This window comes from Flavobacterium sp. GNP002, from assembly GCF_054343795.1.
The window spans coordinates 2,796,222-2,807,760 of record NZ_JBTGUW010000001.1 but is presented as its reverse complement, the minus strand read 5'-3'; the positions used below and the strand labels follow the sequence as shown (position 1 = coordinate 2,807,760).

The following is an 11,539-nucleotide window of genomic DNA, read 5'->3' as shown; positions in this document are numbered from 1 at the left end:
ATTCTTATAAATGAGTTCGATAGATAATTTAAAATAATAAATATCTACTATGAAAACAAAATTATTTTCTTTCGTTTTGATGTTTACAGCCTTTGTAAGTTATGCGCAACAAGATGCACAATTTACTCAATACATGTACAACACAATCAATATTAATCCCGCTTATGCTGGATCAAGAGGTGCTTTAAGTATTTTTGCGCTACACCGTACTCAATGGGTAGGACTTGATGGTGCTCCAGTAACTAATGCTGCATCTGTCAATACACCTCTCAACGGAAGTAATTTAGGTTTAGGGGTATCGATTATAAATGATAAAATTGGGCCTACCACTGAAAATACCATTTCGGCTGATTTATCATACACCGTTCCTACTTCTGAAACTTTTAAACTATCTTTTGGAATAAAAGCAACTGCTAACTTTTTCAATTTGGATGTCAACCGATTGAATCCTGTTGATGATGATCCTAGTCTGCATGATTTCAATAATAAATTTACTCCTAATATTGGAGCTGGGGTTTATTTACATTCTGACAAAGCTTATGTGGGGTTTTCAATACCAAATTTCATTGAAAGCAATCGTTATGACGATAATGAAGTTGCCATTTTTAAAGAAAAAATTAATTATTATTTAATCGCAGGTTATGTATTTGATGTCAATGAATCCATAAAATTCAAACCCGCATTTTTGACTAAAGTCGTTGGGGGAGCTCCACTTCAAATGGATGTATCAGGGAACTTTATGTTCAATGATAAATTTGTTGTAGGTCTAGCTTATAGATGGTCTGCTGCAATAAGTGCGATGGTTGGGTTTCAAGTTACTGACGGAATGTATATAGGATATGGTTATGATCATGAAACCACTAATTTGAATAACTACAGTTCTGGTTCTCATGAAATATTTTTACGTTATGAAATATTTAAAAATAATGATAAAATTATAACTCCTAGATTCTTCTAGAGATTCAGTATATGAAAAAAATTATATTCTTTTACATAACAATAATATGTCTTGTTTCTTTTAAAGGAAATGCACAAGATTCTAAATTTTATGTAACGGATAAAATAAGTGATAAATATGCTTATGTAGATGTCATCAAAACTTATGAAAGGATTGCTGAAAAAGGATATAGATCTGTAGATTTATTTAAAAAACTTGGAGATTCCTATTACTCAAATGCAGATTTTGACAAAGCTGCTAAATGGTATTGTGAATTATTTGCCATAAGCAATGATTTAGAACCTGAATATTATTATCAATATGCTAAGTGTTTACTATTTATTGGTCAAAATGATAGTTCCAATGAAATATTGGAAAAATTAAAACAAAAATCAGGGGCAATAAAAGATAAAAAGAATCGAAAATAACGATAAAATTACAACTCCAAAAATTCTTTTAAAAACAATTATTATGAACAAAAATATACTCCTTTACATAACAATAGTAAGTGTTTTTTCTATTAACATTTATTCCCAAAAAGCAAAATTGGCTACAGCCGATAAAAAGTATGATGGCTATGCCTATATAGACGCCATCAAAACTTATGAAAGAGTTGCTGAAAAAGGATATAAATCAGCTGATATGTTCAAAAAGTTGGGCAATTCTTATTACTTTAATGCACAGTTCGATAAAGCCGCTACATGGTATGGTGAATTGTTTACTATGGATACCGCCAATTTAGAACCTGAATATTATTATCGTTATGCTCAGTCTTTAAGAGCAATCGATCAAAATGATAAGGCAAATGAGATGATGGAACTATTCAACCAAAAATCAGGAAGCGATAGCAGAGCTAAGCTATTTAAAAAAAATACCAACTATTTAGAAGCTATAAAAGCAAATTCTGGAAGGTACAACGTTGAAGATGCTGGAATAAATTCTATCTATTCCGATTATGGAACTGCACTATATTCGAATAAATTAATTTTTGCTTCTGCTAGAGATACAGGAAGTCTTGGACAAAGAAAGCACAAATGGACCAATCAATATTTCACAAACTTATACTCGGCTGATTTAGGAGAAGACATGACACCGGGTGCTGCAAAAAAGTTTGATGGAACCATAAATTCGAAATTTCACGAATCCACTCCTACTTTTAGCAGTGATGGAAAAACTATGTATTTTTCACGAAACAACTATCTGGATGGAAAAAAAGGAAAAGATGGAAATAAAATAACTTTAATAAAAATATACAAAGCCACCCTGGAGAATGACAAATGGACTAATGTTACCGAACTCCCTTTTGATAGTGACAATTATAGTACTGCACATCCTGCATTAAGTCCTGATGGAAAAACATTGTATTTTGCCTCTGATATGCCTGGAACATTAGGACAGTCTGATTTGTTCAAAGTAACCATAAATGAAGATGATACTTTTGGAACACCGCAAAATTTAGGAAATACAATTAATACCGAAGGAAGAGAAACTTTCCCTTTTATTAATGATGAAAATGAAATTTACTTTGCATCTGATGGACATCCTGGACTTGGAGGATTAGACGTTTTTATGTCTAAAATAAATGAAGATGGTACTTTGAGTGAAGTTCAAAATGTAGGGGCCGATGTCAACTCTCCTAAAGATGATTTTGCTTATTTAATCGATACAAAATCAAGAAGAGGTTTTTTCACTTCCAATAGAGACGGTGGTCAAGGTTATGATGATATTTATAAATTTTTGGAAACAAGAAGACTTATTTGCGAGCAACTTCTTTATGGCGAAATCACCGATATCAAAACAAGTGAACTACTGGCTAACACTAAAATAACATTATACGACAATCAATTCAAGATTGTCAATAGTGGCACTTCTGATGATAAAGGAAAATATAGCTTTATGGTTGAATGTGGAAAGAGTTACAATGTAAGAGCTGAAAAACCAGAATACACAACCAAAGAAGAAAAAATCACTATCAACACAACAACCGGTAAAACATATTTACCTATTGCATTAGAAAAAGAAATATGTAAAGTAGCCGTTGGTGATGATTTGGGTAAATGTTTTGGTATCAAAATGATTTATTTTGATTTAGACAAATCGAATATCAGACAAGAAGCAGCTCTGGATTTAGAAAAAATATTAGATGTATTAAATCAGAATCCAACAATGAAAATCGACATCCGTTCTCATACTGACAGCAGACAAACCTTCAAATACAATGAAGCATTATCTGATAGAAGAGCCAAATCAACCATTAACTGGTTAGTTAAAAATGGCGTAAATCCTGACCGATTAACAGGTAAAGGATATGGTGAAACTCAACTAGTAAACAAATGTGCTGATGATGTAGTTTGTTCCGAAGAAGAACACCAACTCAACAGAAGAAGCGAATTTATTATTACTGCTTTGTAATTCTTATCATAAAACTTAATAGGCTATCTTTAATTAGATAGCCTATTTTTTTTTTGAATACCACTATTTAAAAATAATGAATTGTTATATAAACTAAGTACAATTTATTTTGCTCTAAGACCTTAAAATAATCTCTTTTTAGAGTTAACTAAAACCACTAAGATAATTACTCAAAACAAAAAAGTCCAATGAAAATTATTTCATTAGACTTTTATTCAAACAACCACACTAAATTAGCTAAACATTATTAATTATCTTTTTAGATTCTGCTAAATATAAAAGGCTGCCTTTTGGGGAGAAGACAGCCTTTTAGTTTTAAAAAACAAACTCTAACTATATTCTTGCGAAAATATTTGTGTAATACTTTCTACCATTTGCAGGATTTTCCTTAATTGCAATTCCAAAATGAGTATGATCACCTTCAATGTTAGCTTTGTGACTAGGGCTAGCTAACCAAGCATCTAAAACAGCCTCAGGAGTATTATAGTTGTAAGCTATATTTTCACTTACCGTTTTAGCCCCTAAAGTTTTAATGATATTTTGAGAACGAGCTACAAAATCATTATGATTAACTACATTATTTGCAATCATGTAATTATCATGCTCTTCTGACTTAAATGACATGTGATTGATTTTTTCCAAAGGTTTTAATCCAACACTAATTCTGTGTTTGTTAATTAAAGTCATTGTTTCTAATTCAATTGAATTATAAGAATAACTAACTACTTTTTCTGCAGATGCTTCTGTAGCTTGAGTCTCAGAATCATCTGAAGAACAAGAATTCAATGTACAAATAACAGTAACTAGGAATAATGCACGAAGTAATTTTGTTTTCATAATATAGTAGTTTAAGTTTAAAGTAGATTGTGGGGCAAACTTCTTTAATAAATAAATAATATGTTCTTATTTCTTATTCAAACATACTTATTTTATCGTTAAACTACCAAAAAAAATCGACGAACTACACTATAAAAATAATTAAATATATATTTTTCTTACACTAAGGAGATAATCGATCTATTTTCCAAGAAAAATCTTCCTGACTACTATATCTAATTCTATCATGCAATCTATTAGGTCTTCCTTGCCAAAATTCTACCTCTAAAGGTGTTACTAGGAATCCTCCCCAATGTTTCGGTCTAGGAATTACCATACTATCAAAATCCTTTTCCAACTGTTTTAGATTATTTTCTAAATATTCACGTGAAGGTACAATTTCACTTTGATTAGAAACTATTGCTCCTAATTTACTGCCATCAGGTCTGGATTCGAAATAATTATCTGAAATGACTTCAGTAGTTTTATGAGCTATACCTTTAATAATAACCTGACGCTCCATAGTGTGCCAAAAAAAAGAAAGACAAATTTTAGGATTATGGGCAATAGCCCTACCCTTTTCTGAATTATAATTGGTGTAAAAAATAAACCCTTCCTCATTAAATTTTTTCAACAGAACAACTCTGGCCTTTGGAAATCCATCTAAACCTATTGTAGATACCGTCATAGCATTAACTTCGCTATCCCCACCAAAATCCTCTACCTCATGAAACCATCTATTAAAAAGGTTTATTGGGTCTTCAGGGATATTTGATTCTAATAGTTCGCTCTTTTCGTAAGATTTTCTGTAGTTACTTAAATCGTTCATGTTTTTAAATTTATGATTATTCGATATTTGAATGATCCAATTTAGGAAGATTCAAATATCCAAATGTGAATTCAGATAAAATAAATTATTTATATTAAAACTCAAAGCTTTTCCCATCATCAGCTAAAAGCACTTCCGGAAAAATAGTTGCTGCTTCTTCTTTAAAAAGATCAATATTTTCATATCGAGTAGAATAATGCCCTAAAATTAATTGCTTTGCATTAGATTTCAAAGCAATTGTAGCCGCTTCTTTTGCCGTGGAATGCAAGGTTTTTTTAGCTAAATTTTCTTCAGATTGCAGAAAAGTAGATTCATGATATAAAACATCAATGTTTTCAATGATTGGAATTATCGCTTCATTATATGCGGTATCTGAGCAAAAAGCATAATTTTTTGCAGGAATAGGATCAAATGTTAATTTGTCATTTTCAATTACTCGCCCATCATCTAAAGTAATATCTTTTCCATTTTTTATTTTTTGATAATAACACGTATCAATTTCATAATTTTGGACGGCATCGAGATTAAGTTTGCGTTCTCCTGTTTTTTCTTGGAATAAAAACCCATTTGTGTAAACACGATGCTTTAAAGGAATGGTTTTTACTAAAACCTTTTCATCTTCAAAAATAACCACGCTTTCATTGGATTCCAGTTCATGAAAGAACAAACCATAATTAGTCCAAGAATTAGATAATCTCAATTGTAACTTGATGATTTCTTGGATTCCCTTTGGACCATAAATATGCAAATCAGTTGTTCTGTTCAGTAAAGTAAAAGTAGAGACTAAACCTATTAATCCAAAAAAGTGATCTCCGTGTAAATGAGAAATGAAAATATGATTAATCTTAGAAAATCGGATTTTATTTTTTCGCAATTGCACTTGGGTTCCTTCTGCGCAATCAATCAGAAAAAGTCTGTTTTTTATTTCTAGAATCTGTGAGGTTGGATTCGTAAAAGTTCGGGGTGTTGCAGCATAGCAACCAAGGATTGTTAGTTTCAATTTAAATTTATTCGGTTATTTGTTTAACTGTTTAATCGGTTATGCTTATATGGTTAAATAAATCAGGCGGCTAAACAAGTAACCAAATAAACTTATCTAAAAGCCTAAATCTCTTTCAATCTCTTCCATTTCTATAATATCATGTGCTTCTAATAAAGAAGGAACAACAGTTAATTTCTCTGGAACGGCATTGTAATCAAAATCAGAAGTAACAATAACAAATGATTTTTTAGCTTTTTTATGAAGTTTTGATAAAGGCATAAATAATTTTATATTACCTGCCGATAAATCTTTGTACAACAAAAGATCTATGATTAAATTATGCTTTTCAAATGTCTTATATTGATGAGTAACCTTCATTAAAAAAGAGGTAAAATCACCTTGCGTATCTCTAATGCTAATTGTGTGTCCTTTTTGATCTACTTTCATCTTTTTAATTTCTAAGTCTACTCAAGGTAGAGAAGTTTATAAATAGCTAATTTACAAAGTTTTATATCAAACTACTGGATTTTTGATGCCAAAAGATAAATTACGGCCATTCTAATCGCTACACCATTTTCAACTTGATTTAAAATCACCGATTGATTAGAATCAGCCACCTCGCTGGTAATTTCGACACCACGATTTATTGGTCCAGGATGCATAATTATGATTTCTTTATTAAGCGAATCCAAAAGCGGTTTATCAACTCCATATTGCTGTGCATATTCCCTTGTGGACGGGAAATAATTGACATCCATACGTTCATTCTGCACGCGTAACATATTCGCAACATCACACCATTCTAATGCTTTTCTTAAATCAGGTTCTACCGTTACACCCAGCGATTCAATATGTCTTGGAATAAGTGTTTTTGGCCCGCAAACTTTCACCTCAGCGCCTTGCATCTGCAAAGCATAAATATTGGACAAGGCAACTCTTGAATGCAAAACATCACCTACAATCACTACTTTTTTTCCGGCCACTTCGCCTAATTTTTCTCTAATCGAATAACTGTCTAATAAGGCTTGTGTAGGATGCTCATGTGCGCCATCTCCCGCATTTACAATACTGGCTTTTACGTTTTTGGAAAGAAAATAAGCAGCACCTGGATTTGCATGTCGCATGACTACCATATCTACTTTCATCGAAAGAATATTATTAACGGTATCTATTAGAGTTTCCCCTTTTTTGACTGAAGATTGTGCTGCCGAAAAACTAATCACATCCGCTGATAAACGTTTTTGTGCTAACTCAAAAGAGAGTTTTGTTCTAGTACTATTTTCGAAAAAAATATTGGCAATGGTAATATCTCGTAAGGAAGGTACTTTCTTAATTGGTCGATTGATAACTTCTTTAAAATGATCGGCTGTTTCAAAAATTAAGTCAATATCATTCTTGTTGATGTATTTTATTCCTAATAAATGATTTACGCTTAATTCTTTCATTTCTATATACGATTATTAGTTTTTAATGTTAGACTTTTAAACAAATTATAATCTAACTTGTAATTAAATAGACACCATCTTCACCATCATTTTCTTTCCAACTCACTTTGACTTTTTCGTTATTGATGGCATCTACCTGTCTTCCTCTATAATCCGGTTGAATAGGTAAATTGCGGCTAAAACGTCTGTCAATCAAAACTAGAAGTTCAATTTCTGATGGTCTACCAAAAGATTGAATAGCTGTCAAAGCCGAACGAATACTTCGTCCAGTAAATAAAACATCATCAATGAAAATAACTTTCTTGTTTTCAACGATAAAATTAATCTTGGTTTTATTTGCTTCTAATGGCTTATCTGTTCTTCGAAAATCATCTCTAAAAAAGGTAATATCCAAATAGCCTAATTGAATTTCAGGCGTTTGGTATTCTTTTTCTAATATTTCTTTTAAACGTTCTGCTAAAAAAACGCCTCTAGGTTGAATACCTACTAAAATAGTGTCTGAAAAATCTAAGTGTTTTTCAATTAATTGACAAGCCAAACGATGTAATATGATAGTAACTTCTTTTGCAGTAAGTAATACTTTTTGACTCATTGTAAAGTGTGTTGTTTGGTTTTGCAAATATACGAATTCCGATTTATGATTTTATAATAATAAAGAGAGAAAATAGAGGCATTTATTATTTGCCCCAAGAAATCCATGTAGCTTTATGCCAAATCGTTTCTAAAGGTCCTTGTTTATGCGTTTTAAGCCACCAAGTACAAAATGTTAATTGTATAAAAAATAAAACAATACCTATCAATAAACAATATGTTGCTCCTGTATATTCAAAAAGCCCCAATCCGTATCGGTAATAAATAAAGGAACCAATCATGGATTGCATGATGTAATTAGTCAAACTCATTTTTCCAAAAGGAATCAGTTTAGAAAACACTTTATTAACAGAATCCTTTTGATACAATAAAATAAATCCTGAAACAAGAACTAACATAAATGCTACGTTTGACCAAGAAGCAAATATAATGGTGAGTTTATTAGATAATGTTACTCTTGCTATTACGTCTACCGTATGAGTTTTTAAAACAAATAATGGTACAAATAAAATACTTGAATAGAGTAATGCTTTCTTCCAAAACTGTTGGTTTGCATCGGTTGTGTTAAAAAGTTGTTTTCGACCCAGTAACATTCCAAATAAGAATAAAGCCGGAGCCTGAAAAAACCTACCATTTTCCCATGACCATAATAAAGAAGCGATTTTTCCTAATGTCAAGTTTCCTACTACATAATCTACAAAAGAACCATTTTTCATAAAAAGTGCAATACTTTCATAATAACCATTAGACAAATTAGGTGGTGCAACATAATCTGGATTTAGCATATAATAAATACATCTTGCCCATTCTAAAGGTTGCAGCATCAAAATAACAGCTGTAATAAAAATAGCTTTGTTACTCCAGTTAACAACCGGTATCAGTAAAAGCCCCAGAAAAGCATATAAAGTCAGAATATCTCCTTGATAAAATGCCGTATTTATTAGTCCAAAAACTAATAATAGCACCATACGCCAAAAAAATCGACCTCGGAAATCATTTCCTTTTTTAGCTTGATTATCATTTTGAATGTAAAAACTAAACCCAAAAAGAAGCGCAAAAATGGCATATGATTTTCCTCCAAAAATGAAAAACATAGAGTCCCAAACTATTTTATCCATATCGACAAGCCAAGCTGGAAAATTTTCAGGCAAATGATAATATTCAAAATGTTCTACATTATGAAGTAACATAATAGACATAATTGCAAAACCACGTAAGGCATCTACCACTTCTATTCTCGGAGATTTTAAATTTAAAGTAATGTTGGTCATATTAATAGCTTGGATTAAATAAAAATTATAAAACTCAAAAATATATTTTTTTTACATAAATAGTGGTTTAAAAAATATTTATAAAGGTGCATTTTGTGATTTTTTTTAAAACTATTGAAAAATTTTACAATAAACAGTAAAAATTATATAACAAATAAGCGCTCCTATTTAGTAATTTTATATTTCTAATTAAAGAAAAAAATCATGCAAAAAAAACTAACCAGATTGTTAATGCTTTTAGTAGTATTACTATCGTTTACAAGTTGTTCAATTATAGAAGGTATATTTAAAGCAGGAGTTGGCGTAGGTATTTTTATTGTGATTGCTGTGCTAGCCATTATCGCATTTATTGTGAGTAAAATTTTCAACAGAAAATAGACAGAAATAATTATAATTATTTTAGTGAATATCCATTAAACAAAAAAATCTCCCACAAATTGCGGGAGATTTTCTGTTATAAAAACTGTATTACTTTTATATTGTATACATTTTAGCTCTTAATTCCTGAACACCTTCGTTATCTAAGTATTCATCGAACGTCATATATCTATCAATAGCACCATTTGGTGTCAATTCGACAACTCTATTTCCAACAGTTTGAGCAAATTCATGATCGTGTGTAGTAAAGATTACGGAACCTTTATAGTTTTTTAATGAGTTATTAAAAGCCGTAATCGATTCTAAATCCAAGTGATTTGTAGGCTCGTCAAGCATTAAAACATTGGCTCTTTCCATCATCATTCGTGACAACATGCAACGCACTTTTTCTCCTCCGGATAATACCCTACAGGTTTTTAAAGCTTCTTCTCCCGAGAAAATCATTTTCCCAAGAAAGCTACGAATATTTACCTCATCACGCTCTTCTTCCGTTTTTACCCATTGGCGCAACCAATCTACAAGAGAATAATCACTTTCGAAAAATGAATGATTATCACCCGGCAAATAGGCTTGGTTAGTTGTAACTCCCCAATCAAAAGTTCCAGAATCTGCGGTTTGATTTGCGTTTAATATTTCATAAAATGCAGTTGTCGCACGTGAATCTTTCGAGAAAAGAACGATTTTATCGCCTTTGGCCATATTCAAATCTACTCCTTTAAACAAAATTTCTCCGTCGATGGAAGCGCTTAAATTTTGCACATTCAAAATTTGATCTCCTGCTTCACGCTCTTGATCAAAAATAATAGCCGGGTAACGACGACTTGATGGTTTTATTTCAGAAATATTCAACTTGCTAATCATTTTTTTACGCGAAGTAGCTTGTTTTGATTTGGCTACATTCGCACTAAAACGACGAATAAATTCTTCTAATTCCTGTTTCTTTTCTTCTGCTTTTTTGTTTTGTTGCGCGCGTTGTTTCGCTGCTAATTGACTTGACTCATACCAGAAAGTATAATTTCCTGAATAGTGATTGATTTTACTGAAATCAATATCAGAAATATGTGTACAAACGGAATCCAAAAAGTGTCTGTCGTGAGAAACTACGATTACGGTGTTTTCATAGTTGGCCAAGAAATTTTCTAACCAAGCAATGGTTTCAAAATCCAGATCATTGGTAGGCTCATCCATAATAAGTAAATCAGGATTTCCAAAAAGCGCCTGTGCCAAAAGAACACGAACTTTTATTTTCCCTTCCAAATCTCCCATTAAAGTATAATGATGTTCCTCGGTAATGCCAAGATTCGATAACATCGATGCAGCATCAGAATCGGCATTCCATCCGTTCATTTCTTCAAATTGCACTTGCAACTCGCCTATTCTGTCAGCATTTGAATCATTGTAATCTAAATACAAAGCATCCATTTCTTTTTTGATCGCATACAAGGTTTTATTACCCATCATAACGGTCTCAAGAACGGTGCTTTCATCAAACATATTGTGGTTTTGGTTTAAAACCGACATACGTTTTCCTGGTTCCAAATGAATATGTCCCGATGTTGGATCCATTTCACCTGCAATTATTTTAAGAAAAGTAGATTTTCCAGCGCCATTGGCTCCGATAACTCCATAGATATTACCGTGTGTGAAGGTAGTATTTACTTCGTCAAACAAAATTCGTTTGCCAAACTGAACTGATAAATTATTTACTGTTAACATGAATATTTATTTTATAAAATTTTTGCAAAAATACGAAAAAAATACTAATTTTTTTAATCCAAAAAAGTTCATTTTTATGAATTCTATTTAGTTTACCATTAAAAGACTAATCAAAAAAAAACCTGACACAAAATGCCAGGTTTATAATATCATTCTCTTTAA

12 protein-coding genes are annotated in these 11,539 nt (G+C 31.4%); 4 read left to right on the top strand and 8 right to left on the bottom strand.

Translation table 11 applies throughout. From position 1 onward, the window contains the following. The first annotated feature begins 49 nt into the window (after window positions 1-49). Genes ACXX80_RS12265 through ACXX80_RS12255 form a run of 3 tightly spaced genes read left to right on the top strand, consistent with a single transcriptional unit; the run spans window position 50 to window position 3,349 of the window. Window positions 50-958 carry a PorP/SprF family type IX secretion system membrane protein gene (locus tag ACXX80_RS12265; protein WP_458553443.1) on the top strand — a complete coding sequence of 303 codons (909 nt, stop codon included), beginning with the start codon at window positions 50-52 and terminating at the stop codon, window positions 956-958. Window positions 959-969: 11 nt separating this feature from the next. Beyond that, entirely contained in the window at window positions 970-1,365 is a 396-nt protein-coding gene (locus ACXX80_RS12260; protein ID WP_458553442.1) for a tetratricopeptide repeat protein, read from the top strand. 43 nt (window positions 1,366-1,408) lie between these two features. Beyond that, entirely contained in the window at window positions 1,409-3,349 is a 1,941-nt protein-coding gene (locus tag ACXX80_RS12255) for an OmpA family protein (protein ID WP_458553441.1), read from the top strand. Between the two features lie 333 nt (window positions 3,350-3,682). Here ACXX80_RS12255 and ACXX80_RS12250 read toward each other — a convergent pair whose 3' ends face one another. The 7 genes from ACXX80_RS12250 to ACXX80_RS12220 all read right to left on the bottom strand — a co-directional run bounded on the left by ACXX80_RS12250 (window position 3,683) and on the right by ACXX80_RS12220 (window position 9,283). Beyond that, window positions 3,683-4,186, bottom strand: coding sequence for a CAP domain-containing protein (locus ACXX80_RS12250; protein ID WP_458553440.1), 504 nt, complete (start codon window positions 4,184-4,186; stop codon window positions 3,683-3,685). Window positions 4,187-4,349: 163 nt separating this feature from the next. Continuing rightward, complete coding sequence (gene pdxH / locus ACXX80_RS12245) at window positions 4,350-4,994, bottom strand: pyridoxamine 5'-phosphate oxidase (RefSeq protein ID WP_458553439.1); 645 nt, start codon at window positions 4,992-4,994, stop codon at window positions 4,350-4,352. A 94-nt stretch (window positions 4,995-5,088) separates the two neighbouring features. After that, window positions 5,089-5,994: a ribonuclease Z gene (locus ACXX80_RS12240; RefSeq protein WP_458553438.1), complete on the bottom strand. Its 906-nt coding sequence runs from the start codon at window positions 5,992-5,994 to the stop codon at window positions 5,089-5,091. Window positions 5,995-6,090: 96 nt separating this feature from the next. Beyond that, entirely contained in the window at window positions 6,091-6,423 is a 333-nt protein-coding gene (locus ACXX80_RS12235; protein WP_282743709.1) for a ribonuclease Z, read from the bottom strand. 71 nt (window positions 6,424-6,494) lie between these two features. Next, a complete protein-coding gene (locus ACXX80_RS12230) occupies window positions 6,495-7,421 on the bottom strand; it encodes an aspartate carbamoyltransferase catalytic subunit (protein WP_458553437.1) in 927 nt (308 codons plus the stop codon). A 52-nt stretch (window positions 7,422-7,473) separates the two neighbouring features. Further along, a complete protein-coding gene (pyrR, locus tag ACXX80_RS12225; protein WP_282716456.1) occupies window positions 7,474-8,013 on the bottom strand; it encodes a bifunctional pyr operon transcriptional regulator/uracil phosphoribosyltransferase PyrR in 540 nt (179 codons plus the stop codon). Window positions 8,014-8,098: 85 nt separating this feature from the next. Beyond that, the gene (locus ACXX80_RS12220; RefSeq protein ID WP_458553436.1) at window positions 8,099-9,283 is read right to left on the bottom strand and encodes a DUF418 domain-containing protein; all 1,185 of its coding nucleotides are present in this window, start codon (window positions 9,281-9,283) and stop codon (window positions 8,099-8,101) included. Between the two features lie 231 nt (window positions 9,284-9,514). Between ACXX80_RS12220 and ACXX80_RS12215 the strand changes: the two genes are divergently transcribed. Next, window positions 9,515-9,661 (top strand): hypothetical protein, encoded by a 147-nt coding sequence (locus ACXX80_RS12215; protein ID WP_458553435.1) that lies wholly within the window; start codon window positions 9,515-9,517, stop codon window positions 9,659-9,661. 96 nt (window positions 9,662-9,757) lie between these two features. On the opposite strand, the gene ACXX80_RS12210 is transcribed toward ACXX80_RS12215, so the two are convergent. Continuing rightward, a complete protein-coding gene (locus ACXX80_RS12210) occupies window positions 9,758-11,377 on the bottom strand; it encodes an ABC-F family ATP-binding cassette domain-containing protein (protein WP_458553434.1) in 1,620 nt (539 codons plus the stop codon). Between the last annotated feature and the right edge of the window lie 162 nt (window positions 11,378-11,539).